A 26474-nucleotide genomic window follows, 5' to 3' on the forward strand; every position below is an offset into this window, starting at 1 on the left:
ATTGCCTTTCTCAGTGCTGGACAAGGGGTTCGGCCACCGCGGCGCGCGGACGGCGCTCGAGAGCGGCCGACCAGATCGCGAGGCCGAGCGCGGAAGCGGCGAGCGCGGCCCCGACCCAGTTCGGCGCGGTGTAGCCGAATCCGGCGGAAATCACGATGCCGCCGAGCCACGCGGACAGCGCGTTGCCGAGGTTGAACGCGCCGATGTTGACGACGGAGGCGAGCGTCGGCGCCCCGTGCGCCTGGTCGAGAACGCGCTTCTGCAGCGGCGGCACGGTGGCGAACCCGAGCGCGCCGATCAGCAGAATCGTTGCCGCGGCGAGGATTTTGCTGTGCGCGGTGACGGTGAACAGCGCCAGGACGATCGCAAGACCGCTGAGGCTGATGTACAGCAACGGCATGAGCTTGCGGTCGGCGAACCGGCCGCCGGTCAGGTTGCCGAGGAACATGCCGATGCCGAACAGCACCATCAGCCAGGTCACCGCGCCTGCCGGATACCCGGCGACCTCGGTCACCATCGGGGCGATGTAGGTGATCGCGGCGAAGACGCCGCCGAAGCCGAGAACCGTCATCGCCATCGCGAGGACCACCTGGATGTTCCGGAACGCGGCCAGCTCCTTGCGCAGCCGCGCCCCTTCCGGCCGGGGCAGGTCCGGCACCAGCTTCGCGACCCCGGCCAGCCCGACGACGCCAAGCGCCGCGACGATCCCGAAAGTGACCCGCCAGCCGGCCGCCTGCCCGACGAACGTGCCGAGCGGCACGCCGACGATGTTGGCGACAGTGAGCCCGGTGAACATGAGCGCGATCGCGCCCGCCCGCTTGTCCGGTGCGACCAGCTCCGCCGCGACGACCGAGCCGATCCCGAAGAACGCCCCGTGCGCGAGCGCCGCGACAATCCGCCCGGCGAGCATGACCCCGAACACCGGCGCGACCGCCGACAGCAGGTTCCCGGCGATGAACAGGCCCATCAGCAGCATGAGCATGGTTTTGCGGTTGATCTTCGTGCCGAGCATCGTCATCACCGGGGCACCGGCGACGACCCCGAGCGCATACCCGGTCACGAGGAAGCCCGCGGACGGGATGGACACCCCGAAGGCGGCGGCGATCTCGGGGAGCAGGCCCATGACCACGAACTCGGTCGTGCCGATTCCGAAGGCCCCGATGGCCAGCGCTACCAGTGCTAATGGCATGAGCCCGCGCCTCCTTGGTCTGCGTGTTGGTGCCGCTTGTCGGCTTCAGCAATAGTTGCATACGCGTCTTGTTGTTGGCGCTTGTTGTTGATGAGGGTCACAGTTGGGGCGGGTTGGGGCCGAGCTGGGGCGGGATGGTGCGCCGCGAACCCAGGCCGGGATGGACCGGGCGGGCCGGGGCGGACCAAGCCGGGCCGGAGCAAGGCAAGGCAGGCAGCAAGACCAGGCCAGACTTGAACGGGGCGGGTCAGCCCGGGACAGGGCGCGGCGGGCTGGGCACGGCGGGGCGAGCCGAGTGGGGCGCGGCGGGCGGGCCGGGCGGGGCAAAGCCGGAGCAGGTCAGGCCGGACCGGGGCAGGTCAGCAAGCCAGGCGGGCCAGGGCAGGGCGGGGCAGGCCGGGGACGGCCCCGACCGGCAGAGGAAACCTCGGCAGCGATCCACGCACGGGCGGTATCCGCGGGGTTTGTCGACTGCTCGCAGACAGCAAGTCGACGGCATGCAATCGACCGGCATACCTGCGGCAAGTCGACCAGCGGACGGGATCCCGGCGACTGCTTCCAGGACACCGCCCGGCGGGAGCCATCGGGCCGAGCCGACAGGTGGTGCCAATGAACGAGAGCAGCAGCCGAAGTCAATGAGCAGAGGCCAGCCAGTCGGGTGCCGAGCACACCTCGACGCTCTCGGCACCACGCCAGCGATATCAATCAGCGCGCGGAGTCCGTCTACTGTGGACGCATCTCGGCCCGCGCACCACAGGCAACCGGCGTTCCATCCGGATGGAACAGACCAATCCCGCGGGACTCAGTCCGCCAGATGGTCGAGCGCTTGCTTGAGCTGCGGAACCCACCCTTCATGCTCCGGCTTCATCAACACCGACCGGAGAATCGTGACCGTCTCGGCATCGCGTTCGACCTCCGGGTGCAGCGCGGCGAAAGCATCCCCATCAACCCGCAAAGTCGACAGATACAGCGGATTCTCCTTGTCCGCCATACCCTTCTGAAGGATGACATTGGCAGCTTCGGTGATCTCGCTCATCCGGGCCCGCCGGGGCCAGTACGTGACAATGTCCAAAGCAGGCTCAAGATGCAACGAGAACCGGTCAGATTCCTTGAGCATCCCGGCAAAATCGTTCGCCGCCCTCCGGCAAGCAGCCAGCAGCCTTCCCAACCCCCGGTCTCGCTCCAGCGGAAATGCCTGCAAGGTAAGCCAAAGCGCACCAGCAGCGGCACCCGCGCGGGAGCATTCCAGAGAGATCTCACCGAGGTGCAACTCGTCGGAAGTGAAGTAAGTATAGGGAGAATCGTGTTTATAGAACCGGCCGACCGCCGGATCGGCGAACAGCACTGCACCGCAGCCGTACGGTTGAAGCCCGTGCTTGTGCGGGTCAACGACGACGGAATCGCACGAGCCGATCGCCCGATACGCCTCGTATTCGTCAAGCAGGGTGTAGAACCCGCCGTACGCGCCGTCGACATGCAGGCGGACGCCGTAACGTTCCTTCAGCGCAAGGGCTTGCTGGATGTCGTCGACCGCTCCCAGCCCAGTAGTTCCAGGAGTCAGGACTACCGTGCCAACCCCGCCCCCGCGGACTTCAGCTTCGACAGCTGACATATCAACGCGTCCGTCTGGAAGTGCCTGCACCGCACGGGATTCCACGCCGAGGACCTGGCACATGCGTCCGTGCGTGTAGTGCGCGTCCCGCGAATGGACGACCGCCTTGCCCGGGGCCAGTTCGCGGGCGACCCACAGGGCTTCGAGGTTCGCGATCGTCCCGCTGGAGGTGAGGTGGCCGAGCGACGGTTCGGCGAACCCGAACATCCGCGCCAGATCCGCGATGACCTCGACCTCCATCGGCGAGGTGGCCTGCGAGGCGTCGAGCGCGTGGTTGTTCGGGTTGACCACCATCGCGGCGAGATAGGCCGCGACCGCGACCGGATGCGGCGGTTTGAGCATCTGGCCTGCGTAGCGAGGATGGAAGAAAGGGAAGGACGCGTCCATCCGGGCGGCGTAGGAGTCGAGCAGCGCGGGAAGGTCGACGTCCGGCTGGCTGGCCGGGGACGGGGTGAAGGGACCCCATTTCCGTTCCCAGGCCTCGACTCCACGGAGAGCCTGGTCGATCAGTTCGCGCCGGTCCATGCGTCACCTCGTCGGTCGCTTGTGGCTGCCTCGTGCGCACCCTACCGACCAGCGGGCAATGGATTGGGCTTCTCGCGCTGGCGATCTAAGGTGTGACGACGTTTCGTTCGCGCGGTGAGGAGCTTTCCGATGACTGACGGCCCGGCGTCCGAATCCACTCCGCAGGGAGCGCCGATGCCCGGTCCTGCGCAGCAATCAGCACCGTGGGCACCGGGCGCAGCGCAGCCAGGACCGGCGACCGGACAACCGCCGCACTGGCCGCAACAGCCGAACGTCCAGCAGTACCCGGGCTACTCGCCCTATCCCCAGCCGTGGGCCGCGCCTGCTCCGGCGAACGGCGTCTGGCTGGGAGTGGCGGCGCTGGTCCTGGGCGTCCTCGGCTGTGTGGTCCCGCTGCTGCCGATCGACCTGAGTGGCATCCGCGCGTACCTCGCGCTCCCCTTCGGGGTCGCCGGGCTGACCTTCGGACTCGTCGGCGTCATCGGGCGGCGGACGGGAAAGCCGGTGTCGGTGGTCGGCATCGCGGTGTCGGCGATCGCGCTGGTGCTCGGCGTGATCATGCTCGCCAATCAAGTCGCGGGATGACCGCCGGCGTTCTGCCCTGAGCGGAACCGCTGTCCCTCCGGGCCCGGCGGATGCCAGGCTGGGCCTATGGCGGACATCCTTCCTTTCCACCAGCGCCGCGCCCCCGCCCGGGACGACGAGGCGGAACCGCTGTGGCGCGAGGTCCTCGGCCGCAGCCTCCGCGCCGCCCGGGAAGAACAGGGCGAGCGGCTCGTCGACGTCGCCGAGCGGGCCGGGATCTCGCCGCAGTACCTGTCCGAGATCGAGCGCGGCCGGAAGGAACCGTCGAGCGAGATGATCGCCGCGGTGACGGGTGCGCTCGGGGTGAACCTGACGGGTCTGCTGAGCGGGATCCTCGGCGACATCCGGCAGATCAGCGTGGTGGGACCGCGGCCGGCTCGCCGTCCGGCCGGGCCCGTGCTGATGGCTGCCTGAACCAGGCACGCCGCAGGCCGGAACCCCAGGCCGGCCTGCGAGCGCCGCCTCACGGACGAGCCGCGATCACCTGGTCGGCCAGCCCGTACTCCACCGCCCCGGCCGCGTCGAACACCCGGTCCCGGTCGGTGTCGTGCCGCAGTTCCGCCACGTCGTGCCCGGTGTGTTTCGAGACGATCTCCTCCAGCTGCGTCCGCACCCGGATCACCTCGTCCGCCTGCAGGATCAGGTCCGGGATCGTCCCCCGCCCCTGCGCGGCGGGCTGGTGCAGCACCACCCGCGCGTGCGGCAGCACCGACCTCCGGCCGGCCGCGCCAGCGGCGAGCAGGACCGCACCAGTCGCCACGGCCTGGCCGACGCAGGTCGTCGCCACCGGGGCCTTGATGAAGCGCATCGTGTCGTACAGCGCCAGCATCGCGGCCGGGTCGCCGCCCTCGGAATTGATGTACAGGTTGATTTCCTGCTCCGGGTTGTCCGACTCCAGGAACAGCAGCTGCGCGATCAGCGCGTTCGCGACGCCCGAGTCGATCGCCGTGCCCAGGTACACGATCCGTTCGGACAGCAGATGCGAGTAGACGTCCATGATCCGCTCGCCGCCGGGACTGCGGGTCACGACGTTCGGGATGGTGTAGGTGCTCATGCGCGTACCCCCAGGCCCATCGCGTGCGTGCGCACCGGCACGACCTGCTCCAGGCGGTCGACGATCTGGTCGATGAAGCCGTAGTCCTTCGCCTCCGGCGCGGTGTACCACCGGTCGTGCAGCGAATCGGCGAAAATGCGGTCGAAGGGCTGTCCGGTGTCCTGCGCGGTGAGCCCCAGGACGGTGTCGCGGGTGTAGCGCAGGTCGTCGGCCTGTACCTCGACCTCCACGGCCGAGCCGCCGATTCCCGCGGATCCTTGGTGCATCAGGATTCGCGCGTGCGGCAAGGCGAATCGTTTCCCGGGAGTGCCCGCGGACAGCAGGAACTGCCCGGCGCTGCACGCCAGCCCGAGAGCGAGCGTCGACACGTCGCACGGCACCAGCCGCATCACGTCGCGGATCGCGAGCATCGACGGGACCGAACCGCCGGGCGAGTGGATCCACAGCGCGATGTCCTTGACCGGGTCTTCGCCGGCGAGGGACAGCATCTGGGTCGCGAGGACCGTCCCGTTGTCGTCGTCGAGAACGCCGTCCAGTACGAGGACCCGCTGGCTCAGGAACCGTTCCCGAAGCCGCTGGTCGAACATCGGCGGAGTCGATTCGTTGGTCATGCCCCGACTGTGCCGTCGCGGACCCCGCCGCGTCCTCCTTCTCTGCTCCCGGCAGATCTGCTGTGAGCAGCGCGGAAACTCAGCCGGTCTTGCGGACCAGATTCGTATACCCCGCCAACGCCAACGTCGCCAACCCCCACACCGCCACCTGCACCCCCCAAATCGCCGCCGTGAACACCTGCCCCGGCACACTGGCCGTATCCAGATCACACCGGCTCCGCAAACCAGTCGGCGCGATCGGCAGCCCACGATCAAGCCCCAGCCCGATCAACTCCACCGGCGAACACGCAGCGCCATTCGCCACCCGCTCCGCCGCGTGATGCCCAGGCCGGGTTTCCGTTGCCCCAGCCCACAAACCGAGCACGCCCGCGGCGACGAGTGCGAGCAGCAACGCCGCCGCGGTGCGCCGCGCGCGGTAGCCGTATCCGGCCAGTGCGCCCCAGATCCAGTGGAACAGCCGCGACATTCGCCCGCCGAGGGCTTCCGGCGAGCGGCGGCGCAGGTCGTCCTGCTGCGCGATCAGGATGGCGCGCGCGTTGCCGTCGTGGCCCGCGGTCCGTTCGACCGCCGCCAGCTTTTGGTAGCCGGTGGCGTCGTAGTACTCGGTGTGGCAGCGGAGCAGATGCAGCCACCGCCGCCAGCCGAAAGCCGGATCGATTGCGGCGTAAGTGAATCCGTCCAGCCACGCCAGTTCGGAATGACGGCATTCGGAACCCGTGCTGCCGTCGGGGCACACGAGATCGCTTCGCATGAAGACCGTGGTGGCTTTCGCGTCGGAGAGGCCGAGCAGCCGATGCTCAGGCGAGGTGACGCGTGTGGTCGCGGAGAATTCGAGCTGGCCGCCGATCTGCGCGCCCTGCAACCGCACCGCGCCGAGTTCGCCGCTGCCGTTCAGTTCCGAATCCCGGATCAGCATGCTGCGGCCGACCGTCAGGGTGTCCGCCTCGATGGCCGGTCCGGTGTCGTTGGAGACCTGGATGCTTTGACACTCCAGCGGGCCGCCGATGCGCGCGCCATTGAGGTGGATCGCGCCGTCGGCCGACGAGCCGGTGATCCGGGTTCCCTGGTGCAGGTACAGGCCGCTGCCGAGCTCCGCGGAACTCGCTTCCAGCGCGAGCCCGTTCGGATTCGAGATCTCCGCTTCCCGGCACAGCAGGCTCCCGCTGATGCGCGCGCCGATCAGCCGGATCGCTCCCTCCGAGCCCGACCCGGTGATCTGCACGCCGTCGGACAGGTGCAGGTCGCCCTCGATCCGCACGCGCGACGCTTGAAGGCCGGGCATGCGCCCGCCGATCAGGTACAGATGCGGCAGCGTCGCCTGGCGCGCGAGCACCGGATGGTCGAAGACGCAGGTCATCAGCATCAGCCCGGCGGTCGCGGTGGCGCCGTCGAGATTCAGTTCGCCGGTGACGCGGACGCGAACCAGGACTACCCCGCGCGGGTCGAGGTCGCCGTGCCTGCCGAGCAGCAGATCGCGCAGCACCTCGGCGCGCACGAGATGGTCCGGGTTTTCGGTTTCGGCGAGATCGTTAACGTCGATCTGCTCGCCGCCGAACAGCGTGCCTTCCCTCGCCGCGTTGACCACAAGACGTTCGAAGTCGCTGAGATCGGTCACCCGGGGCGCAGTCACGCCCGAGATCATGCCTGGTCCGGCGCTCAGCCGCGACGAGGCACGCGCGCGAGCTGGTCGGCGAGGTCCGCGAGTCCGTCTGCCTGCAGGTCGAAGCGATCAGCGGGACCCGGCGGGTCACCGACCGGACGGCCTACGTACGCGGTCCGGAACCCGGCTGCCTGCGCGCCGCGAAGGTCCCAAGCGTGCGCCGCGACCATCAGCAGCCGTTCCGGTGCGCGGCCCGCGACGTCGATGGCGAGCCGGTAGACGTCCGGAGCTGGCTTGTAGGTGCGGGCGTTCTCGGCGGAAAGCACGGTGTGCCAGCGCAGTCCGGCGTGCGCGCACAGGTCGAACAGCGACGTCCGGCTCGCGTTGGACAGTCCGATCAGCGGGAAACGCTCGGCAAGGCGGGCGAGCCCGGCGACAGTGTCCGGCCACGGCGGCAGTTGCCTTGCCGCGAGCGCCAAATCGGCCGCGTCGCCAGCGCCGACCGCGTCGGCGACGGCTTGCGCGGCTTCCCGGTCGATGACGTCGCTCGCGGCGTACGGCCGTTCCCCGGCGACAATGCGAGCCTGCTCCCGCTCAACATGCTTCTGCCACACCGAAAGCAGCTGTCCAACTTCCGGCTCGGCGAGCGACGGCGCGAATTTCCGGATCCCCGCGCGGATTCCGGCCGGTTCGTCGACAAGGGTGCCGAGCACGTCGAACACGAGCACATCGATGTCCATGATCGCAACCTAGCCGGACGCCCGCTCCCGGGGCAACGTCCGCAACGCCTCGCGCAGCCAACGTCCGTATTCCGCCGCGGACCAGCCGTGGACCCGGCGCAGATGCACCATCGTGTCCGCACACAGCAACGCATCCATGGTGCACGCGAGCTGCACGACGTCCACAGTGGACTCAAGCAGGCCGTCGTCCGCCGCGCGGGACCAGAATTCCTTGCACAGTCGCGCCGTTTCCCGCCGCCCCGATTGGGCTGCCTCGGCGATTTCCGGCTCCGCCCCCTCGGCTTGCGCCGCCACCTCAAGCAAGGCTCCCGCGCGATCCGCGATTCCTACCGTGACGTCAGCGAGTGCGTTCAGCCGTTCGGCCAAGGTTCCAGCGGTCATCGCGTCCTGCGCCCGCGGCCTGTGCGCGACATCGACCGGCTCCGCGTCCCCCACGAGCGCTTCGTCGATGACCCGCCGGAACAACGCGGCTTTGGTGCCGAAGCGGACGTACACAGTCCTCGGCGCGACCCCGGCTCGGCGCGCGACCTGCGTGAGCGCGGTGGCCGCGTAGCCGTGTTCCAGGAACAGCTCCCGCGCCGCAGCGACGACGAGCGCCTCGGTCCGCGCGATCCGTGCGGCCCCGAACTCGGCCCGAGCATCAGCCTTGACCTGGTCGTTCATCAGATGCATCATAACTGCATTGCAGTCTTACTGCATCAGTGGAGGTCAACGATGATTCCCACCCTCGACGGAGTGCATCATCTGAAGCTGCCGGTGGCCGATCTGGACCGGTCGTCGGCCTGGTACGCCGACCGGCTCGGCTACGCGGTCGCCCTCGAATTCCGGCAGCACGGCCGCCGGACCGGCGTCACGATGACGCATCCGCGCGGTGGTCCGGACCTCGGCCTCGTGCTCAACCCCGAGTTAGCGCGCTCTGCGGCCGGGTTCGACTACTTCTCCATCGGCGTCCCGGACCGGGCCAGCATCACCGAACTCGCCGACGACCTCACGCGCCGCGGCGAACAGCACGCCGGCGTCCATTTCGCGACTCTCGGCTGGATCCTGCCCGGACTGCACGACCCGGACGGCCACGAAGTCCGCTTCTACACCACCGAATCCCACACCACGCTCGACCCGGCAGCACCGCTCGTGGTCAACGACGCGATCGCGTCCTCCCAAGCTGCCGAAAAAGCCTGGCTGAGCCAGCATTAGTCCACTGTGGAGGCTTTCCGCAGCGCGAAGAACGCCGCCACCACCACCGCGAGCCCGATCACGTACGCGAGCACCAGCAACCCGACGCGCCCGCTGAAATTGCCACCGACCGGCGGAAGCACGACAGAAAACACCGCGACGAGAGTGATCATCACCGACCGCAAACGTCCGGCGGGCAACGACGCGGCCAGCGGGACCACGGCCCACAGCAGGTACCACGGCTGCACGACGGGCCCGAAAATCACGACCACGCTCAACATCAGCCCGAGCGAGCGGACCGCGTCGATCCGGCCGGTCCACTGACGCTGCAGCACGACGACGATCCCGGCCGCGGTGAGCACGTAGCCGATGATCTTCCCGACGCCGATCATCGTCTGCGTGATGTGCGCGCCGAACAGCGAACCGACGCCGCCGACGAGGAAGCCGAACCAGTTCGTGGGCGCCATCCAGCTGTTGACCTCCCCCGAGGTCGTCAGCGCCGAGACCCAGCTGAAGCCGATCCCCGTCGCCAGCGAAACCGCCGCGGACACCGCCACGAAAACGACGACCATCGCGGCCCCAGCGAGCAGGAACTCGCCGATCCGCCCGCGGCGACGGGCGATGGCCGTCCCGACCGCGGCCAATGCGACCAGCGCGGGCACCTTCACCTCCGCGCCGAACGCGATGAGCAGCACCCCGCAGGCGAGCGGCCACCAGCGGATCCGGTCGCCCACCGCTTCCAGCGCGACCGCCGCGCCCGCGACCATCAGGCCGACCATCAGGGAATCGTTGTGCATCCCGGCGACCACGTGCCACAGCACGAGCGGGTTCAGCACACCCAGCCATAGCGCGACCCGCGGCGACACTCCCGCCGCGGCCGCCAGTCGCGGAACCGCCCACGCGATCAGCACAAGCCCGGCCACCTCGATCAGCCGGTGCAGCGCGACACCGACGATCGGATTCCCGCCGGACACCTGCGCGATGATCCTCTCGACCGCGCCGAACAACGGCCCGTACGGCGAAGGCGTCTCTCGCCAGTAAACGCTGACCCGGCCGACGATGTCCGACGCCGTCCCCAGCGCCTGCTGCGGCCCGACGACGTTGAGGTCGAACCCGTGCGCGGCGACCGCGCCCTGCGCGAGATAGCTGAAGACGTCCCCGCTGAACAACGGCGGCACGACGAGCAACGGCCCGCACCACAACGCGAGCGTCCACTTCAGCCAGCGCGCGCCGGGGGCGTCCGAGGCGAGGACGCGTCCGCCGAGCAGCGCCCACGCGAGCACCACCAGCCCGACCCCGGCGATCCCGCCCGCGAACGGCAGGACTCCGGACATCCCGGCGGCCCCGGCGTACACCGAGGCGGCCAGCAGCAGCACCCCGCCGAAGCCGGTCCAGCGAAGACTTGCCGCGGACGCGAAACCGAAGAACCGCACGGGCCGCGAGAGCGTGACCGGCTGACTACTCATCGAAGACCTGCACACGACATGCGGAGATCGTAGTAGCCGCCGACTCCGCCGAGCCCCGCGCCACCGCCACCGGTCCGTGAGGGGAACCCTGAGGGAATCTGATTCCCTCAGGGTTCCCCTCACGGACTACAGCCGGGGTGGAGTCCACAAAGGACGCGACGCCGGGTCAGTTCTGGTCGCGCTCGATCACACCGCAGGCGAACCGGGAACCAGCGTCGCCGGTCGCCTTGGTTTTCTCGTCCGGCACCGGCGCGTTGGGGTCGTTGCGAACGCTGTAGCGGTCGGCCGGGATGTTCGCGAAATTGTCGGACTTAGCATGCACGATCAGCGAGGTCCCGTTAGGACCGAACAGCTGGTCCAAGGTGAAGGTGTCCAGCACGAACTTCGTGTACCCGCGGCCGTTGGACTGCACGAGCACCGAGGGCAGCTGCCCGATCGGCAGTCCGGTGTGGTGGTCCATCGGCATCAGATGTCCGCCTGCCGCGGTGAACGGGTTTTTCGGGTCGCCGACAGTGCAGTTTCCCTTTTCGTGGACGTGCATGCCGTGGAAACCGGGCGTGAACTGACTCGTCAGGTACACCTCGACCCACACGTTGTGCGACCGGCTGTCGGCGGTGAACCACGCTGAGCCGACCTTGTTGCCCTTAGCGTCCTTAAGCGTGGCGGAGGCGGAGTCGCCGTCGCGGTAAGCCGCACCGGCCGGCTGCCGGGCGGTGTCCGGCAACTGCTGGCCGACGTAGCTGCTGGCCGCTGGCGCTACGCCAATGACCAGTGCGCAGGCACCCAACGCGCCTGCCACCAACTTCTTTCTGCGCACGGTATCTCCCTGAGGGCACTGGTGATCTATGACTGGTCCAGAATCGGGCCTCGCCTTCCCCGTGGCCAGGGGCCAGATGGAACTAAAAGGGTCCTGCGCGCGGCGGAACGTCCACCTTTCGCGACAGCGAAGTCAGGACGCGTATTCGGCGACCAGCTGTTTTACCGTCGCATACACCGGTTTCGGGGAATAGTCGTCCCGCAGCAGCCCGAACCGATTCTCCCGCGGACCGCTCGACAACCCGTCCCGCAGCCCGAAAATCTCATAGGTGTCCAACCCGACCTCGTCGGCCAGCCCGAACACTGTGCGTGCGACGGATTCCATCACCAGCACCTGTTGTTCCTCCGAATTCTCCGGTCCGGTCGGCCAGCCCGTTTCGGTAATGTGGATCGGCACGCTGTCCGGAATTCCGATCTCGGCCGCGGATTCGCGAAACGACCGCACGACGTAGGTCACCGCATCCGCCAGATCGCCGAAGGGCACCGGACGGAAGACGTCCGGAAAGAAGTCCAAGCCGAGGAAGTCGACCCCGGCCAGCACCTCCGGATCCACTGCCGAGCGCACCGCGGCCCAGAACGGATCGCCGGGCAGCGCGACCGCGGCGTTGAACCCGATCGCCACGTCGACCCCCAGCCGCGTCCGCTCGTCCAGTGCCGCGGCCAATCCGGCGGCGAGTGCGTCGTAACAGCCGGGACTGCCGCCGTCGAGCGGCGCGGCCACGTTGACCTCCTCGCAGACCTGCAGTTTCCCTCCGCCCAGCTCGGCCACCTCGCGAACCGCGGCACGCACCGCGTCCGCGAACCCGTCCGGATCCGCCTCCGGACTGCTGTAGCCGAGCACGTAGTCGACCACTCGCCCGTCGCCGAGGTACGGCACCGGGTCCGGCGGCGTCGGCTGGTGCGGGCCCCGGTAGCCGCGATAGCACCGCACGTAGAACCGTTCCGTGCCCTTCGCGAAGTCCCGCAACGCTTCCGCGGTCCGCTCGACGTCTTCCGGCGGCGCGTCCACGAAGGTTTCCAGCCGCACCAGATCCGTGCTGACCACGCCGGGCCACACGCCAAAGGTGATCATGACCATCCCTCTCCAGTAGTCGTATACGAGCAATGTACTCGTATACGACTAGCGTGCGCTACCCTGGTCCGGTGCCGACGAACGCTCTCGACAACCCGCTCGTGCTGCCGATGCTCGGCCTGCTCGTGGAAACCCCGCGCCACCAGTACGCGCTCCTGCGCGAACTCCGCACGCGCTACCCGTTCCTGAACCCGAAGACGTCGACCGTGTACACGCTGGTCGGCACGCTGACCCGGCACGGGCTCGTCGCGCCGGACGGCGAGGGCGACCCGCAGCCGGTGCGGCTGACCGAGGCGGGTCTCGCCGATTTCCGCGAACGCATCGAACGGCAGCTGCGCGACGCCGACCCCAACCTCGACTCCCGGTTCCTGATCGCGCTGGCCTACGTCGGCGCGCTGCCGCCGGCGCGCGCGGTGACCCTGCTGCGGGACCGGGCGGACCGGGTCCGCGGCCAGCACCGCGAGCTGTCCGCCACGCTCGGCCACGTCGATGTGCCGGAAATGCAGATGATCGAGGTGCATTTCCTGGTTTCCCGGCTCCAGCACGACGCCGCGTGGCTCGACCGCACCGCCGCCCGGATCGAAAGCGGAGACCTCGTCCCGCCCCGGTGATCACAGTTTTCATCGTGATTTCATCGCCGCCCCTTACCGTGCGCGAGTGCCTGGCGACAGCTGGCCGGGCAGAGGCGAAGGTGGGGGGGCATGACCGGCGAATCCGGATCAGTGATCGACGCCGCGTCGGCCGGGGTGGAGAACCTGGCGGACTCGGCACTCGCGGGACTCGACAAGGCGGGACCGGTCGGCGACCTGGTCCGGCCGGTGGTGTCCGCGCTGCGCAACGTGTGGGAGGGCTACTTCGGAGCCCCGGTCCCGCCCGGCAGCACCAACTGGAACGCCTACACGCACCAGCAGCTGTACCAGATGCTGTGGGAGAAGGCCGACGTCGGCGACGTCAGCACGGTCGCGGCGGAATGGCAGCGGCACGGCTCGGAAATGCGTTCGCACGCCGACTCGCTCAAAACGCAGCAGGGGACGCTGCACGAGAACTGGAGCGGAGAGGCCGCCGAACGCGCGTCCGGACGGCTGGGTTCGCTGGGCGAGCGCGCGTCCGGGATCGGCGATCGCGCCGGGACCGTCGGCGGCGCGGCCCAGAACGCGGGCGATTCGCTCGCCGTCGCGCGCAACACCATGCCGAAGCCGCCAGGCGACCCGACTGGGGGCGCAGTCGCCGCCGCGGCGGCCGGAGCGGGTGCGGGCGCGGTCATCGGCGGGATTCTCGGAGCGGGCGCGGGCGGCATCGGAGCCGGTCCGGGTGCGTTGATGGGCGCGGCGATCGGTGCCGTCGCGGGCGGCGGGGCCAGTCTGTTCGCGTCGAATGTCGCTGCGGCGGAACAGAAGGCCGAAGCGGTGCACGTGATGCAGCGCTACGAAGCCAGCCTGCACAAGAGTTCCCGCGCCATCAATCCGCCGCCCGCCGGGGCGACGACCGCGGATTCCTACGGCGCGGACGAATCGACCAGCGCGTCGAGCTACGTCGGCCCGCTCGGCGGTGCCGGTTCCGGAGTGGGCAGCGGCATGCCGTGGAGCGCGCTGACCACCGCCGCGCCGGTCGAATCGGGTCTGTCCGTCGGACTTCGCTCCGCGCTCGGCATGGAGGGCGCGATGCTCGCCCGCAACGCCGCGATGGCGGAGATGGCCGCCGCGCGCGCGGCCAGCGGCAACGGCATGATGCCCGGCCGCGGCGCGGGCGCCTCGCAGGAAGAGGAGGAAGAGCACAAGAACAAGATGCCGGTGCTCGACCAGCCGCTCCTGCACCCCGAAGACAAGACCATCAGCCCGGTGATCGGGCTGTGACGGACAAGCTGAACAGGAGTTTCCGATGACCGGGCACGAGGTCGCCCCGAACGCGTTGGACCGGCAGGTCGCCGCGCTCGGCAGGCTCGGCGAGCAGACCGGGGAGCTCGCCGGTTCGGCGGGACGGCTCGCCGACCGGCTCCCGCAACTCGGCACCGCGCCGCCCGCGTTGCACCTCGCCCAGCGGCTGCGCGAAGCCGCCGGGCACGCCGGGCTCACCGGAGAACTGGGTGCGGCCGGCACCGAGCTGACCGGATTCCACGAGGCGCTGCGGGCCGGCATCCGGCGTTATCAGGAACACGAATCCGGGGTGCGGGAAGCGTTCCAGCGGCTCGAACGGCAAGCCGAATGACCGCCGTGCTGCCCCGTACCGGCGACGAGACTGTCCACATCGGACTCGTGGAGGCCGACCTGCTGGCCGCGCACGCCGGGGCGAGCTGGCCGTTTCCGTTGCGGGTGCCGTCTTACGGCCGGATCGAGGGCGAACGCGAGATCCTGTTCGCCACCGCCGGGCAGGCGCTCAAGGCGCGCGGCCTCGCGGACGACTCCGGCCCGGACGGTCTCGCCGCGGAAGCCGTGACCGCGCTGCGGGAGCGCCGTGGCGTTGTCGATTTGGTGGTGGCGGACGCCGAGGGGGCGACCGCCGTCACCGCACTCGTCTACGGAACCTCGGCGCTGATCTGCCGTCAGCGGCTCGAGGCCGACACCCTGTCGGTGCGCCGGGTCGACGAAACCGCGCTGGCGGACGCGATGATCGCGGAAATCCCTCAGGTGGAGGCGGCCCGGACGATGCCGGTCACGCTGCCCGCGCACGCGGTCAAGGAGGCAGTCGAGGGGGCACTGCCGCTCACCGACGACGAGGACGACGTCTCCCGCGCCCACCGGCTGCGCGACCTCGTCCGCGACAGCGGCGGCGACCCGGCGGCGCTCGACAGTCTCGTCGGCCTGGTCGTCCCGCTGACCGGCAGCGGCCAGCTCGGCGTGACCCGCGACGGGCGCACCAGGGAAGGCCGCGAACTGTCCTGGCTGGACGGGCCGCGCGGCCGCGTCCGGGTCAACCCCGCGCGCGACGGCTGGCTCAGCGTGAACTCGCTGCGCCCGGCCGACCTGCGCTTCGCACTCGGCGAGATGGCCACCGCCGCGCGGCGGTGGCGATGACCGCACCGAAAACGACCGGAGGATCTTCCGTGCCGATCCAAGATTCGGCGGCCTGGCTCGCCGACTACCAGAAAAACCTGTCCCGGATGCGGGCGAACGCCGAGGCCGCGAGCGCGAGCCTCAGCCGCGTCGGCGGCCGGGCCGCTTCCCCGCGCGGCGAGGTCGAGGTCGAGGTGGGCCCGAGCGGCGCGCTGACCGGCCTGCGGCTGAGCCCCGCCGCCCGCGCGCTGGAAGCCGACGCGCTCGCCCGGCTCATCCTCGCCACCGTGCACGACGCGCACCGCCAAGCCGGCGCGCAGGTCGTGGACATCATGACCGACTATGTCGGCGACGGCCCAGCGCTCCAGCTCGTCCGCGAAAACCTGCCGGTCGAAGCGGCTCCCCCCGCTCCGCGCGAGGACGACTACTTCGCGAACCCGGGGATCATCTCGTGACCGCCGGCTTCGAGGTCGACCCCGCGCAACTGCGCCGGCACGCGGCCACCGTCGGCGATCTGGCCGACCGGCTCGGCAATGTCGCCCGCAGCGCCCCCTCCGGGCTCGGCGACCAGGCGCTCGGCGTCTTCGTGCAGTTCCTCACCGCCGGCCTGCAGTCGGCGGTCGCCAAGACCAACGACGCCGTCTCACACGCTTCGTCCACTGTGGACAAAGTGAGCGCGAACCTGACCCAGGCCGCGGAAAGCTACGAGCGCCGCGACCAGGGCAACGCGGCTTCGCTGCCCGGGAAGGACCTGCCGTGACCGACTCCGGCCAGCTGCTGGCAGACCTGAAAACGACCACGCAGGCGGTCGAAAACCACGACTGGGTGTCCGCGGGCCTCGGCGGCGCCACCACCGCGCTCGACCTGCTCGGCGCGACACAGGACCCGCTCGCCGCGCTGACGTCGGCCGGGTTCGGGATGATCACCGAACTGGTGCGGTTCCTGGAAGAGCCGCTGAAACAGTTGCAGGGCAACCCGGATTCGGTGTCGTCGCACTCGCAGGGCATGGAGGGCGGCGGCCAGCAGGTGTCGTCCGTCGCGGACGATTACCGGCAGTCCGCGGGCCCGGAAACGTCGGGGTGGAGCGGTTCTTCGGCGTCGAGCTACCGCGACAACAGCTCGCAGCACGCGGACTGCGTCGAGGCGGTCGGCCAGGCGGGCATCGCGATGGCCAAGGCGGCTACCGGCGCCGGGAAGGTTGTCGCGAAGGCACAGCAGGAAGTCGGCGGGCTGATTTCGGAGGCTGTCGGCCAGATCATCCAGCTGATGACCCAGGCTTTCGCCGCGGCGCAGGCGACGTTCGGCGCGAGCATCGCGGCGGCGATCCCGCAGGCGGTGGCGATCGCGACCCAGTACGGCGGGCAGATCGCGCAGAAGCTCGGGGTTTTGCTGTCGGATTCGGACAATCTGCTGCAGCTGATCACTTCGGTGACCCAGGGGCTGGAGGCCGCGACGCAGCTGATGACGAAGCTCAGTGAGGCTTCCAAGAGCAGCTCTGGCGAGGAGTCCGGTTCGACTGCTTCGCAGGCGTCGTCGCGTTATCCGTCGTCTTCGGATTCGCCGTACTCGACGGGGACGGACTCGCGGTACTCGGACTCGGATTCTTCGGACTCGTCGGATTCGCAGTACCCGGGGCAGCAGCGCCCGCGCACTCCGGTCAGCACCGTCCAGCAGAGCTAGCCCGCCGCGACGAGTTCGACCTCGAAGCCGTCGTCGTTCTCCAAGTACGCGGCATAGTGCTCCACGCCGCCCGCATGGGGATGTTTCTCCGGGAACATCAGCTGCCACCCGTGCCGGGCGGCGTCGGCGGCCAGCTGCTCGACCGTCGCGGCGTCCTTGACGTGAAAAGCCAAGTGATTCAAGCCCGGCCGGCAACGGTCGTGCCGGTCGGCGGTCAGCGCCGGGGACTGTTCGACCACGAGATACGTCGGCCCGAGCCGCCAGCTGCGTCCGGCCTCCCAGTCCTGGAACTGCTGATATCCCAGCTCTTCCAGCAGCCATCCGAGCGACGCGACCGCGCGGCCGAGGTCCGGCACCCACAACTCGACATGGTGCAGGGTCCCGTGTCCGCTCACGAGGGACCCCGATCCGAGCTGAGCACCACCCGCAGCTCCCGGTCCAGCTCCGCCCCCGGCTCCACGTCCAGATCCGTCCGCAGCCGTTCCCGCATCCGCCGATGCACCGCCAGCGCGTCCGCCCGGCGGCCGCCGCCGTGCAGTGCCCGCATCAGCAACACCGCCAGCGGTTCCCGGTGCGGATGCACGGCCAGCAACGCCGACAGCTCGTGCACCACCTCGTCGGTCCGCCCCAACTTCAGCTGCAGCACGGCCTTCTCCTGCACCAACGTCAGCCGCCGTTCGGTCAGGCGCACGCGCTCCCCCTCGACGAACGGGCCCGGCAACCCCGCCAACGGCTCGCCGTGGAACAGGGCCAGCGCACCGGCGTAAGCGTCGACCGCAGCCGCCGGATCGCCGCGGTGGGTGGCGGTCGCGGCTTCGGAAATCCGGTCGGTCAGCTCGGTGACGTCCAGCCGCGCCCGCTCCCCCGCGAAGCGGTATCCGCCGCGATCGCTGCCAATCACCGAGTCTTCCGTCCGCTCCCCCGCGCCACGCAGGCATTTCCGCAGCCGATGCACGTACACCGGCACCACCCGGCCACCGGTTCCGGGCGGTTCCAGCCCCCACACGCCGTCCAGCAGCTCCCCCGGGCTGACCGTCTCGCCGGGCCGCAGGACCAGCGCCGCCAGCAGCGCCTGTTGCCGCACCGGGCCCAGGTCCAGCAGGTTCGGCCCCCGCCACGCCTGCAACGGGCCGAGGACGCTGAACCGCAACGAGTCCGGACCAACCGGGGCGGGGGCCGAGCCGGGCGTGACCAGCCCGTGGTCGAAGGCGTAGACGATGGCCGCCGCCCGGTCGCGGAGGCGGAGTTTCGCGCACACCCGCTCGAAATGCGCCTCGACTGTGCTCGCGGAAACAGCCAGGGTTCCGGCGATCTCCGCGTCCGTCAGCCCGCGGGCCACCGCGGTGAGCACGTCCAGCTCGCGCGGCGTCAACAACCCGGACGGCATCACCGGACGGCCAGAAGCTGCCGCGCGGTAGGTCGTGAGCACGCGCCCGGTGACTGCCGGATCGAGCCACGCCTCGCCCATCGCGACGGCTCGCACCGCGCGGATCAAGTCCTCCGCGGGCGAATCCTTCAGCACATACCCGACCGCACCCGCGCGCAGCACCCCGGCGAGCAGTTCATCGTCGTCGAACGTAGTCAGCGCGAGGACCGGCGGACGCAAGCCGGCCGCACGCAACCGCCGCGTCGCCTCGATGCCGTCGACGCGCTTCATCCGCAGATCCATCACCACGACATCGACCCCGCCGGCGGCTTCGAGCGCGGCCGGGACCTCGTCGCCGTCCGCGCACTCCCCCGCGATCACGAACCCGTCGCGGCGGCGCAGGATCAACCGCAGCCCGGACCGCACCAGCTCCTGATCGTCGACGAGCAAGACCCGCGTTTCCCCGGAAGCAGCGATCACGACGCGGCCCCGCGCGCCAGCGGCACCGTCACGTCGACTACCCACTCGCCGCCCTCGGGTCCGGCAGTCAGCCGCGCGCCAAGCTGATCCGCGCGCGCCGCCATGCCCGCCAGCCCCGAGCCGCCCGAGTTGCGCGCGGCACCCGTATGTCCATTGCGGACAGTCAGATGCGCATCATCGGCACTGATCTCCAGCCGTACCAAAGCTTTCTCCGCCGGAGCATGTTTGACCACGTTCGCCAGCGACTCCTGGACGATCCGGTAGAGCCCGAGCCCCACCGTAGTGTCGACCGCGGTCACGTCGCCCTCCAGTTCGTAGTCCGCGACCAGCCCGGCCGCGCACGTCTCGGCCACCAGGTCCGCGATGTCGCCCGCACCGGGCAACGGCCGCGTTCCCGACGACTCCTGCGCGAGCAATCCAACCGTGCGCCGGATATCGGCCATCGCCGCCCGTCCGATCCGCTCCGCCTCGGTGAGCGCCGCCACGGCTTCGTCGATGTCGCGATCCGTGCGCAGCCCGTGCCGCGCGCCCGTGACGTGCAGCAATGTGATGCTCAGCGAATGCGCGACGACGTCGTGCACCTCGCGCGCGATCCGCTGCCGCTCGCCGAGCCGCGCCTGTTCGCGCACGGCTTCCTGCTTGCCGCGCTCGGCGTCCAGCGCGCGCACGTACCAGCGCAGCACGAACCCGGCGGCCATCCCGACCAGCACCGCGAGCATGTAGACGGGAAACCCGACCAGCCCGACGGTCCACGCGGCCGCCCCGAGCAGCGCGACCGCACCGCCGGTGGCGGCGAACGCGACCCGCGCCGACGCGATGGACCCCAGTTCGCCGGCGAGCACGACCAACGGCATCGGCGCGAAATCCGGCACCACTGGGCAGGTCAGCAGCAACCCGATCCCGGCGAGCATCCCGAGCGCCTTGAGCCACGACTGCGCGAGCCGTCCGGTGATCACCCACAGCAGCATCGACGAGGTGGCCAGCAGAAACCCCGCGATCGCCACCGGCAGCGCGGGCCCGACCCGCTGCCCCACCGCGACGACCAGCCCGACCACCGTGAAGGCGGTCGTTCCCAGCGGGACCCACCAGGGCAGCGTCAGGCCGGACCGGGCCAAGCCGTCGGCCAGGCGGCCCCGCAACCGGTCCCTCGCTGTTTCCCACACGGGGTCCAGCCTAGAAAACCGCAGCGGAAGCCGTCTCGGGAATCGGCGATAGCATGCCGCGTGCGCATAGCTCGGCTCCTCCTCGTGCTGGCACTGCTGCCCCTCACCGCGTGCGCGACCGGGAAGGACGCGGTCGGCCGGCCGGACACGTTCGAATTCGTCTCGCCGGGCGGGCAGACGACCATCCACTATCCCGTGCCGCAGCGCCGGAAGGCAGCGAACCTCAAGGGCCAGAGCCTCCGCGAACCCGGCAAGGACATCTCGCTGGCCGATTACTCCGGCAACGTCGTCCTGCTCAACCTGTGGGGCGCCTGGTGCGGGCCGTGCCGCGCCGAAGCGCGCACCCTTCAGGCCATCGCCGACTCCGGCCGGGGCCGCGGGATCCGGGTGCTCGGCCTCAATGTCCGCGACAACCCGAAGTACGCCGCCGACTTCGTCAAGGACCTCGGACTCGGCTACGAATCGATCTTCGACCCGTCCGGCCGCGTCGCCCTCCAGCTGCGCGGCCTTCCGCTGTCCGCGGTGCCGATCTCGCTGATCGTGGACAAGCAGCAGCGGGTCGCGGCGGTCTACCTCGGCGCGGTCCTGCGCACCGACGTCCAGCCCACCCTGGACAGCGTGCTCGCCGAGTGACCCCAGTCCGGCCAAGGTCCAGACCCCTTCGACCGGATACGCCTACCATGGGCGGATGACCGCGAGTGGCTACAACCGCCGGGAACGTCCCGCCAAGCCCGCGCTGAGCCGCGAAGGCATCGTCGCGGCCGCTCTCGACATCGTGCGCCGCGAAGGGGCCGAGCGCGTCACCATGCGGCGGCTCGCGAAGGAACTCGACACCGGTCCGGCCTCGCTCTACGTCTACGTCCGCGACACCGACGAACTCCACGCCGCGGTCCTCGACGAACTCCTCGGCGAGGTCCCCACCGCCAGCTCCGCCGACGGCGACTGGCGGAGTCGCTTGTGGACAGTCGTGTCCACCTACCGCGACGTCCTCTACGCCCACCCCGGGCTCGCCCGCGTCGCACTCGTGACGCCGTTGAACGGGCCGAACTACCTCGCCATTGTCGACACCGTGCTCGGCCTGCTCGCCGAAGCCGGGGTGCCGTCCGGCCCCGCCGCGTGGACGGTCGACCTGCTGCTGCTCGTCGCCACCGCCAGCGCGGTCGAGCACAGCACCCGCAAGGACCGCCCGGAAGCGGAACGGCAGCACGACAAGCTCGCCGAAACCGTCCGCGGCCTCACGCCGGAAACGCATCCGAACATCGTCGCGGCGAGCGAGAACCTGTTCTCCGGCAACGGAGACGCGCGTTCCCGATGGGCGATCGACACTCTCCTCAACGGCGCGCGGACCACCCCGCTGCCCGACTGAGTCCCCGCTGTCCGTGAGGGGAACCCTGAGGGAATCTGATTCCCTCAGGGTTCCCCTCACGGACGCACCTTCCCCAAGGTCCATAATGGACCGATACGCCGGAATAGCGACGTTAACGGGCACGATGTCCGCTTGATCGATTCGCCCCATTTCCGCGGTTGATGTGCTCCCTCCTTTCGTAGGTTCCCGGAAAATTTCCGTCGATCTACCTTTGCAGTGGTCGGATCCACCATCTCCCCACCCTTTCCGGTTTATTTCTGCATGCCCAAAGGAGTCCCAGGATGCAGATCAGAAAAACGTCCGCACTCGTTTCCCTGCTCGCCGCGGCCGGCCTGGCCGCGGCACTGGGCGCGACCCCTGCCACCGCGGCCGTCGCCCAGCACCCGGCGCACCTGAAGCACGGCCTCGGGCTCAACGTCGCCGGGCTTAAGGCCGCGAAGGCGACCAAGCACGCCCACGCGAACTCCGCGCTCCCGGTGCACCCGCGCACCACAGCCGAACTGCCGTCCAGCGGCGACCTCACCCAGTACGCCAACACCCCCGGCGACCAGGGCCAGGTCGGCTCGTGCGTCACCTGGGCGACCGGCTACACCGGCTACGGCGTGCTGATGCACGAGCAGGGCATCAGCGGCGGACCGATGGCCCCGATGTTCATTTACAGCCAGATCGCCAAGGGCAACGACCAGGGCACCTGGGCGAGCGTCGCGCTGCCGATGGAACAGAAGCAGGGCATCGACACCAAATCCGACTACTGGCAGGGCGATTTCGACTACACCACTCAGCCCGACCAGAACGAAAGGGCGAATGCGGCGCACTACAAGCTTTCCGGCTACACCGAATTGTCGACGAGCGGCGACGCGGCGAGGTCCGGCATCGAGAACGCCATTTCCCAGGGCGAACCGGTCGCGATCGGCTTCACCGTGCACCAGAGCTTCATGAACCTGGATTCCTCGACCGCGAGCGACTACTCGTACCTGCCCGGCGACTCGAACAGCGACCCGGTCGTCGGCGGCCACGAGGTGACCATCGTCGCCTACAACGAGCAGGGCGTGAAGATCGAGAACAGCTGGGGATCCGGCTGGGGCGACAGCGGTTTCGTGACCGTGCCGTGGTCGTTCTTCAACACCGGCGACGTCGACGAGGTCAACGCGATGGGCAAGCTCGTGCAGAGCTGACCCTCACCCGCCGAAAGCCGTGAAGGGCCCCTTGAGGGAATCTGATTCCCTCAAGGGGCCCTTCACGGACTCCAGGCGTTCAGGGGAGAACTCAGACCAGGTCGTACCGGTCGTTGTTCATGACCTTGTGCCACGCGGCGACGAAGTCGCGGACGAACTTCTCCTTGGCGTCGTCGCTGCCGTACACCTCGGCGACGGCGCGCAGTTCGGAGTTCGAACCGAACACCAGGTCGTTGCGGGTGCCGGTCCACTTGAGCTCGCCGGTGGCGAGATCGCGGCCCTCGAAGGACTCCGCGTTCGAGCCCTCGCCGTCGGCCGGCTTCCACTCCGTGCCCATGTCGAGCAGGTTGACGAAGAAGTCGTTCGTCAGCGTGCCCGGCCGGTCGGTGAACACGCCGTGCGCCGAGTTCTGGTAGTTCGCGCCCAGCACGCGCAGGCCGCCGACCAGAACGGTCATCTCCGGCGCGCTCAGGTTGAGCAGGTTCGCCTTGTCCACCAGCAGGTACTCCGACGGCAGCGGGTTGGCCTTGCCGCGGTAGTTGCGGAACCCGTCGGCCTTCGGCTCGAGCGGCGCGAACGAGTCCGCGTCGGTCTGCTCCTGCGAAGCGTCGGTGCGGCCCGGCGTGAACGGAACGGTGATGTCGACGCCGCCGTCCTTTGCCGCCTTCTCCACGCCCGCGACGCCGGCCAGCACGATCAGGTCGGCGAGCGAGATCTTCTTGCCGCCGGTCTGCGCGCTGTTGAACGCTTCCTGGATGCCCTCGAGCGTGCGCAGCACCTGCGCCAGCTCGTCGGGCTCGTTGACCTCCCAGCCGCGCTGCGGCTCGAGGCGGATGCGGGCGCCGTTCGCGCCGCCGCGCTTGTCGCTGTGCCGGTAGGTCGACGCCGACGCCCACGCGGTGGACACCAGCTGCGAGACCGAAAGACCCGACTCGAGGAGCTTCGCCTTCAGGTCCGCCACGTCCGCGTCGTCGACCAGCTCGTGGTCGACGGCCGGGATCGGGTCCTGCCAGATCAGCTCTTCCTGCGGCACCAGCGGGCCGAGGTAGCGCTGGATCGGGCCCATGTCGCGGTGGGTGAGCTTGTACCAGGCGCGGGCGAAGGCGTCCGCGAACTGGTCCGGGTTCTCGTAGAACCGGCGCGAAATGGGCTCGTAGATCGGGTCGAAGCGCAGCGCCAGGTCCGAGGTCAGCATGCTCGGCGCGCGGTTCAGCTCACCGGTTTCCGGGTCCGGCACGGTGCCCTGCGCGGCGTTGTTCTTCGGCTTCCACTGGTGCGCACCGGCGGGGCTCTTGGTCAGCTCCCACTCGTAGGTGAACAGGTTGTGGAAGAACCAGTTGCTCCACTGCGTCGGGGTCGGGGTCCAGGTGACCTCGAGCCCGCTGCCGATCTGGTCGCGGCCCTTGCCGCTGCCGAAGCTGTTCTTCCAGCCGAGGCCCATCTGCTCGATCGGGGCGGCCTCCGGCACCGGGCCGACGTTCGCGTTCGGGTCGCCCGCGCCGTGCGTCTTGCCGAAGGTGTGGCCGCCGGCGATGAGGGCGACGGTCTCCTCGTCGTTCATCGCCATCCGGGCGAACGTCTCGCGGATGTCGCGCGCCGAGGCGATCGGGTCCGGGTTGCCGTTCGGGCCTTCCGGGTTCACGTAGATGAGGCCCATCTGGACCGCGGCGAGCGGGTTGTCCAGCTGGCGGTCGCCTTGGTAGCGCTCGTCGCCGAGCCAGGTGCGCTCCGGGCCCCAGTAGATGTCCTCGTCCGGCTCCCACACGTCGGCGCGGCCGCCGGCGTAGCCGAAGGTCTTGAAGCCCATGGTCTCGAGCGCGCGGTTGCCCGCGAAGACCATCAGGTCGGCCCACGAGATCTTCTTGCCGTACTTCTTCTTGACCGGCCACAGCAGACGCCGCGCCTTGTCCAGGCCGACGTTGTCCGGCCAGCTGTTCAGCGGCGCGAACCGCTGCTGGCCGCCGCCCGCCCCGCCGCGGCCGTCGTCGATCCGGTAGGTGCCAGCGCTGTGCCAGGCCATCCGGATGAACAGCGGGCCGTAGTTGCCGAAGTCGGCGGGCCAGAACTCCTGCGGGGTGGTGAGCAGAGCGTCGACGTCGCGGGTCAGCTCGTCGAGGTCGAGACTCTTGAATTCCTTGGCGTAGTCGAAGTCCCCGCCCATCGGGTCCGCCGCGGGGGCGTGCTTCCGGAGGATCTTCAGGTTGAGCTGGTTCGGCCACCAGTCGCGGTTCGCGGCGCCCTGGGAGGGGTAGCCCATGCGGCCGCCCGTGACCGGGCACCCCGCCGTGCGGTCGTCGGCAACGGAGTCAAGCGATTCGGACAACAGAAATCCTTCCGGGAATCATGGTCTTGCTCAGGAACTCAATACGGCGGAACAGCCGGGGCAGCGCCCCCAGTAGACGACCTCGGCCTCTTCGATGACGAAACCGTGCGTCTGCGAAGCGGTCAGGCAGGGAGCCTCGCCGACCGCGCAGTCGACGTCCTCGATGGCACCGCACGAGCGGCACACGACGTGGTGGTGGTTGTCCCCTACCCGGGCCTCGTACCGCGCGACCGAACCGGGCGGCTGGATGCGCCGCAGCAGGCCCGCGTCGGTCAGCGCGCGCAGCACGTCGTAGACGGCCTGGTGGGAAACCTCGCCGAGATCCGCGCGCACCATGCCGATGACGGATTCGGTGTCCGCGTGCGCGTTGGCGTGCACCGCGGAGAGCACGGCCAGCCGGGGGCGCGTGATCCGCAACTGCACTCCGCGCAGCATCTCCTCGAAGTCCGTGGTCGTCGGCATGCCCCGGAGTCTGCCGCATTTTCTGGAATGAATCAAGAATCTGTCACCCACTCCGGTTGTCCTCCTCCTGGCGGTCGCTTGACAGCCCGGAAGGTCTACGGTGAGTAGACCAAAGAGACGTCCGACACATCCGAGGTGACGCCAGAAATGACCGAGGCAGTCGAATCGCCCAGTTCGCACCCGGTCGGGGTCGATATCACGCGAGCGAGCATTGCCCGGGTGTACGACGCCGCGCTGAACGGCACGAACAACTACGAGATCGACCGCAGGGTGCTCGACCAGGTCAGGACCGTGGCCCCCGAGGTCAACGACCTCGCCTGGGCCAACCGGAACTTCCTCATCCGCGCCTGCCGGTTCCTCGCCACTCAGGGCAGGATCACCCAGTACCTCGACTGCGGTTCCGGCCTGCCCACCGCGGAGAACACGCACCAGGTCGTGCAGCGGATCAACCCGGAAGCCCGCGTGCTGTACGTGGACAACGACCCGGTGGTCCTCGCGCACGGGCGCGCGCTGCTCGAGGAGAACGAGAACACCCGCTTCATCGAGGCGGACATCTTCAAGCCCGACCAGATCCTGCGGAACGAGACCGCGCGCGAGTTCCTCGACTGGACCAAGCCGATCGCGTTGCTGCACAACGGAACCCTGCACCACTACCTCGGCGACGACTACGAGGAGATGATGCGCACCTACGTGGACGCGCTGCCGTCGGGGTCGTTCGTGGTGGTCGCGCACTTCCTCGACCCGCAGACGGAGGCACACAGCGCGATCGCCCGCCGGATGGAGGAGAAGTTCACGCACAGCCCGATGGGCAGCGGCCTCTTCCGCACGTGGGACGAGATCAGGCGGATGTTCGGCGGGACCGAACTGGTCGACCCGGGCCTGGTGCTGTGCGAGGACTGGTGGCCGGACGGCCCGCGCTACCAGCCGCTGAACCAGGTCCAGGAGTGCATCGCCGGCGGAGTCGGCCGGAAAGCCTGACGCCAGCTGTCCGTGAAGGGCCCCTTGAGGGAATCTGATTCCCTCAAG

Annotated in this window: 29 protein-coding genes; 14 read left to right on the forward strand and 15 right to left on the reverse strand. The window is 69.5% G+C overall.

The window, feature by feature from the left end; genetic code table 11:
* Positions 1-10: 10 nt before the first annotated feature.
* Positions 11-1189 carry an MFS transporter gene (locus ACWGIC_RS08555; RefSeq protein WP_452075259.1) on the reverse strand — a complete coding sequence of 393 codons (1179 nt, stop codon included), beginning with the start codon at positions 1187-1189 and terminating at the stop codon, positions 11-13.
* Between the two features lie 802 nt (positions 1190-1991).
* Positions 1992-3188: a pyridoxal phosphate-dependent decarboxylase family protein gene (locus ACWGIC_RS08560; protein ID WP_452075260.1), complete on the reverse strand. Its 1197-nt coding sequence runs from the start codon at positions 3186-3188 to the stop codon at positions 1992-1994.
* A gap of 267 nt (positions 3189-3455) precedes the next feature.
* On the opposite strand from ACWGIC_RS08560, the gene ACWGIC_RS08565 reads away from it, so the two are divergent.
* Together ACWGIC_RS08565 and ACWGIC_RS08570 are read left to right on the forward strand one after the other, a co-directional pair.
* On the forward strand, positions 3456-3911 hold the full coding sequence (locus tag ACWGIC_RS08565) for a hypothetical protein (RefSeq protein WP_452075261.1): 456 nt from the start codon (positions 3456-3458) through the stop codon (positions 3909-3911).
* 66 nt (positions 3912-3977) lie between these two features.
* Complete coding sequence (locus ACWGIC_RS08570; RefSeq protein WP_452075262.1) at positions 3978-4325, forward strand: helix-turn-helix domain-containing protein; 348 nt, start codon at positions 3978-3980, stop codon at positions 4323-4325.
* Between the two features lie 49 nt (positions 4326-4374).
* On the opposite strand, the gene ACWGIC_RS08575 is transcribed toward ACWGIC_RS08570, so the two are convergent.
* The 5 genes from ACWGIC_RS08575 to ACWGIC_RS08595 form a co-directional block, all read right to left on the reverse strand.
* Positions 4375-4965 carry a ClpP family protease gene (locus tag ACWGIC_RS08575; RefSeq protein ID WP_452075263.1) on the reverse strand — a complete coding sequence of 197 codons (591 nt, stop codon included), beginning with the start codon at positions 4963-4965 and terminating at the stop codon, positions 4375-4377.
* Positions 4962-5576: a ClpP family protease gene (locus ACWGIC_RS08580; RefSeq protein ID WP_452075264.1), complete on the reverse strand. Its 615-nt coding sequence runs from the start codon at positions 5574-5576 to the stop codon at positions 4962-4964. Before ACWGIC_RS08580 ends, ACWGIC_RS08575 begins: the two co-directional genes overlap by 4 nt.
* A gap of 79 nt (positions 5577-5655) precedes the next feature.
* On the reverse strand, positions 5656-7206 hold the full coding sequence (locus ACWGIC_RS08585) for a hypothetical protein (protein WP_452075265.1): 1551 nt from the start codon (positions 7204-7206) through the stop codon (positions 5656-5658).
* Positions 7207-7232: 26 nt separating this feature from the next.
* On the reverse strand, positions 7233-7916 hold the full coding sequence (locus ACWGIC_RS08590) for a haloacid dehalogenase type II (protein WP_452075266.1): 684 nt from the start codon (positions 7914-7916) through the stop codon (positions 7233-7235).
* Between the two features lie 9 nt (positions 7917-7925).
* On the reverse strand, positions 7926-8579 hold the full coding sequence (locus ACWGIC_RS08595; RefSeq protein ID WP_452075267.1) for a TetR/AcrR family transcriptional regulator: 654 nt from the start codon (positions 8577-8579) through the stop codon (positions 7926-7928).
* A gap of 51 nt (positions 8580-8630) precedes the next feature.
* Here ACWGIC_RS08595 and ACWGIC_RS08600 point away from each other — a divergent pair, with 51 nt between their 5' ends.
* Positions 8631-9110, forward strand: coding sequence for a VOC family protein (locus ACWGIC_RS08600; RefSeq protein ID WP_452075268.1), 480 nt, complete (start codon positions 8631-8633; stop codon positions 9108-9110).
* Here the strand turns inward: ACWGIC_RS08600 and mptB are convergent.
* From mptB to ACWGIC_RS08615, 3 genes are all read right to left on the reverse strand, one after another.
* Complete coding sequence (mptB, locus tag ACWGIC_RS08605) at positions 9107-10555, reverse strand: polyprenol phosphomannose-dependent alpha 1,6 mannosyltransferase MptB (protein ID WP_452075269.1); 1449 nt, start codon at positions 10553-10555, stop codon at positions 9107-9109. The two genes, ACWGIC_RS08600 and mptB, sit on opposite strands and share 4 nt — an antisense overlap.
* 166 nt (positions 10556-10721) lie before the next feature.
* The gene (locus ACWGIC_RS08610) at positions 10722-11372 is read right to left on the reverse strand and encodes a superoxide dismutase family protein (RefSeq protein WP_452075270.1); all 651 of its coding nucleotides are present in this window, start codon (positions 11370-11372) and stop codon (positions 10722-10724) included.
* A 132-nt stretch (positions 11373-11504) separates the two neighbouring features.
* Entirely contained in the window at positions 11505-12443 is a 939-nt protein-coding gene (locus ACWGIC_RS08615) for a hypothetical protein (protein WP_452075271.1), read from the reverse strand.
* 71 nt (positions 12444-12514) lie between these two features.
* Here ACWGIC_RS08615 and ACWGIC_RS08620 point away from each other — a divergent pair, with 71 nt between their 5' ends.
* The 7 genes from ACWGIC_RS08620 to ACWGIC_RS08650 all read left to right on the forward strand — a co-directional run bounded on the left by ACWGIC_RS08620 (position 12515) and on the right by ACWGIC_RS08650 (position 17113).
* Positions 12515-13054 carry a PadR family transcriptional regulator gene (locus ACWGIC_RS08620; RefSeq protein ID WP_452075272.1) on the forward strand — a complete coding sequence of 180 codons (540 nt, stop codon included), beginning with the start codon at positions 12515-12517 and terminating at the stop codon, positions 13052-13054.
* A 90-nt stretch (positions 13055-13144) separates the two neighbouring features.
* A complete protein-coding gene (locus ACWGIC_RS08625) occupies positions 13145-14296 on the forward strand; it encodes a WXG100 family type VII secretion target (protein WP_452075273.1) in 1152 nt (383 codons plus the stop codon).
* Between the two features lie 25 nt (positions 14297-14321).
* Positions 14322-14648, forward strand: a complete 327-nt coding sequence (locus ACWGIC_RS08630) for a hypothetical protein (RefSeq protein WP_452075274.1) — start codon at positions 14322-14324, stop codon at positions 14646-14648.
* Positions 14645-15454, forward strand: coding sequence for an ESX secretion-associated protein EspG (locus ACWGIC_RS08635; RefSeq protein WP_452075275.1), 810 nt, complete (start codon positions 14645-14647; stop codon positions 15452-15454). Before ACWGIC_RS08630 ends, ACWGIC_RS08635 begins: the two co-directional genes overlap by 4 nt.
* A 29-nt stretch (positions 15455-15483) precedes the next feature.
* Positions 15484-15888: a YbaB/EbfC family nucleoid-associated protein gene (locus tag ACWGIC_RS08640; RefSeq protein WP_452075276.1), complete on the forward strand. Its 405-nt coding sequence runs from the start codon at positions 15484-15486 to the stop codon at positions 15886-15888.
* A complete protein-coding gene (locus tag ACWGIC_RS08645; protein ID WP_452075277.1) occupies positions 15885-16193 on the forward strand; it encodes a type VII secretion target in 309 nt (102 codons plus the stop codon). The genes ACWGIC_RS08640 and ACWGIC_RS08645 overlap by 4 nt, the downstream gene beginning before the upstream one ends.
* Complete coding sequence (locus ACWGIC_RS08650; protein WP_452075278.1) at positions 16190-17113, forward strand: hypothetical protein; 924 nt, start codon at positions 16190-16192, stop codon at positions 17111-17113. The genes ACWGIC_RS08645 and ACWGIC_RS08650 overlap by 4 nt, the downstream gene beginning before the upstream one ends.
* Here the strand turns inward: ACWGIC_RS08650 and ACWGIC_RS08655 are convergent.
* From ACWGIC_RS08655 to ACWGIC_RS08665, 3 genes are read right to left on the reverse strand one after another with little or no spacing between them, the layout of a single operon-like run.
* Entirely contained in the window at positions 17110-17508 is a 399-nt protein-coding gene (locus tag ACWGIC_RS08655; RefSeq protein ID WP_452075279.1) for a VOC family protein, read from the reverse strand. The genes ACWGIC_RS08650 and ACWGIC_RS08655 overlap by 4 nt on opposite strands.
* Positions 17505-18959 carry a BTAD domain-containing putative transcriptional regulator gene (locus tag ACWGIC_RS08660; RefSeq protein WP_452075280.1) on the reverse strand — a complete coding sequence of 485 codons (1455 nt, stop codon included), beginning with the start codon at positions 18957-18959 and terminating at the stop codon, positions 17505-17507. The genes ACWGIC_RS08655 and ACWGIC_RS08660 overlap by 4 nt, the downstream gene beginning before the upstream one ends.
* The gene (locus ACWGIC_RS08665) at positions 18956-20122 is read right to left on the reverse strand and encodes a sensor histidine kinase (RefSeq protein WP_452075281.1); all 1167 of its coding nucleotides are present in this window, start codon (positions 20120-20122) and stop codon (positions 18956-18958) included. The genes ACWGIC_RS08660 and ACWGIC_RS08665 overlap by 4 nt, the downstream gene beginning before the upstream one ends.
* Positions 20123-20206: 84 nt before the next feature.
* Between ACWGIC_RS08665 and ACWGIC_RS08670 the strand changes: the two genes are divergently transcribed.
* From ACWGIC_RS08670 to ACWGIC_RS08680, 3 genes are all read left to right on the forward strand, one after another.
* Positions 20207-20755 (forward strand): TlpA family protein disulfide reductase, encoded by a 549-nt coding sequence (locus ACWGIC_RS08670; RefSeq protein ID WP_452075282.1) that lies wholly within the window; start codon positions 20207-20209, stop codon positions 20753-20755.
* Between the two features lie 55 nt (positions 20756-20810).
* Positions 20811-21488: a TetR/AcrR family transcriptional regulator gene (locus ACWGIC_RS08675; RefSeq protein ID WP_452075283.1), complete on the forward strand. Its 678-nt coding sequence runs from the start codon at positions 20811-20813 to the stop codon at positions 21486-21488.
* A 281-nt stretch (positions 21489-21769) separates the two neighbouring features.
* Positions 21770-22663 carry a C1 family peptidase gene (locus tag ACWGIC_RS08680; protein ID WP_452075284.1) on the forward strand — a complete coding sequence of 298 codons (894 nt, stop codon included), beginning with the start codon at positions 21770-21772 and terminating at the stop codon, positions 22661-22663.
* 91 nt (positions 22664-22754) lie between these two features.
* On the opposite strand, the gene katG is transcribed toward ACWGIC_RS08680, so the two are convergent.
* Together katG and ACWGIC_RS08690 are read right to left on the reverse strand one after the other, a co-directional pair.
* Entirely contained in the window at positions 22755-24986 is a 2232-nt protein-coding gene (gene katG, locus ACWGIC_RS08685; RefSeq protein ID WP_452075285.1) for a catalase/peroxidase HPI, read from the reverse strand.
* A 30-nt stretch (positions 24987-25016) separates the two neighbouring features.
* Positions 25017-25448 carry a Fur family transcriptional regulator gene (locus ACWGIC_RS08690; RefSeq protein ID WP_452075286.1) on the reverse strand — a complete coding sequence of 144 codons (432 nt, stop codon included), beginning with the start codon at positions 25446-25448 and terminating at the stop codon, positions 25017-25019.
* A gap of 147 nt (positions 25449-25595) precedes the next feature.
* Here ACWGIC_RS08690 and ACWGIC_RS08695 point away from each other — a divergent pair, with 147 nt between their 5' ends.
* Positions 25596-26426: an SAM-dependent methyltransferase gene (locus tag ACWGIC_RS08695; RefSeq protein ID WP_452075287.1), complete on the forward strand. Its 831-nt coding sequence runs from the start codon at positions 25596-25598 to the stop codon at positions 26424-26426.
* The last annotated feature ends 48 nt before the right edge of the window (positions 26427-26474 follow it).

It is taken from the genome of Amycolatopsis sp. NPDC054798 (assembly GCF_053611505.1).

Excerpts from the sequence above, each read along its gene's own strand:
- ACWGIC_RS08615 (WP_452075271.1), bottom strand. The coding sequence starts at position 12,443 with ATGATCACCTTTGGCGTGTGGCCCGGCGTGGTCAGCACGGATCTGGTG.
- mptB (WP_452075269.1), bottom strand. The coding sequence starts at position 10,555 with ATGAGTAGTCAGCCGGTCACGCTCTCGCGGCCCGTGCGGTTCTTCGGT.
- ACWGIC_RS08590 (WP_452075266.1), bottom strand. The coding sequence starts at position 7,916 with ATGGACATCGATGTGCTCGTGTTCGACGTGCTCGGCACCCTTGTCGAC.
- ACWGIC_RS08575 (WP_452075263.1), bottom strand. The coding sequence starts at position 4,965 with ATGAGCACCTACACCATCCCGAACGTCGTGACCCGCAGTCCCGGCGGC.
- ACWGIC_RS08560 (WP_452075260.1), bottom strand. The coding sequence starts at position 3,188 with ATGGACGCGTCCTTCCCTTTCTTCCATCCTCGCTACGCAGGCCAGATG.
- ACWGIC_RS08570 (WP_452075262.1), top strand. The coding sequence starts at position 3,978 with ATGGCGGACATCCTTCCTTTCCACCAGCGCCGCGCCCCCGCCCGGGAC.
- ACWGIC_RS08580 (WP_452075264.1), bottom strand. The coding sequence starts at position 5,576 with ATGACCAACGAATCGACTCCGCCGATGTTCGACCAGCGGCTTCGGGAA.
- ACWGIC_RS08555 (WP_452075259.1), bottom strand. The coding sequence starts at position 1,189 with ATGCCATTAGCACTGGTAGCGCTGGCCATCGGGGCCTTCGGAATCGGC.
- ACWGIC_RS08600 (WP_452075268.1), top strand. The coding sequence starts at position 8,631 with ATGATTCCCACCCTCGACGGAGTGCATCATCTGAAGCTGCCGGTGGCC.
- ACWGIC_RS08595 (WP_452075267.1), bottom strand. The coding sequence starts at position 8,579 with ATGAACGACCAGGTCAAGGCTGATGCTCGGGCCGAGTTCGGGGCCGCA.
- ACWGIC_RS08625 (WP_452075273.1), top strand. The coding sequence starts at position 13,145 with ATGACCGGCGAATCCGGATCAGTGATCGACGCCGCGTCGGCCGGGGTG.
- ACWGIC_RS08695 (WP_452075287.1), top strand. The coding sequence starts at position 25,596 with ATGACCGAGGCAGTCGAATCGCCCAGTTCGCACCCGGTCGGGGTCGAT.
- ACWGIC_RS08675 (WP_452075283.1), top strand. The coding sequence starts at position 20,811 with ATGACCGCGAGTGGCTACAACCGCCGGGAACGTCCCGCCAAGCCCGCG.
- ACWGIC_RS08635 (WP_452075275.1), top strand. The coding sequence starts at position 14,645 with ATGACCGCCGTGCTGCCCCGTACCGGCGACGAGACTGTCCACATCGGA.
- ACWGIC_RS08630 (WP_452075274.1), top strand. The coding sequence starts at position 14,322 with ATGACCGGGCACGAGGTCGCCCCGAACGCGTTGGACCGGCAGGTCGCC.
- ACWGIC_RS08565 (WP_452075261.1), top strand. The coding sequence starts at position 3,456 with ATGACTGACGGCCCGGCGTCCGAATCCACTCCGCAGGGAGCGCCGATG.
- ACWGIC_RS08680 (WP_452075284.1), top strand. The coding sequence starts at position 21,770 with ATGCAGATCAGAAAAACGTCCGCACTCGTTTCCCTGCTCGCCGCGGCC.
- ACWGIC_RS08690 (WP_452075286.1), bottom strand. The coding sequence starts at position 25,448 with ATGCCGACGACCACGGACTTCGAGGAGATGCTGCGCGGAGTGCAGTTG.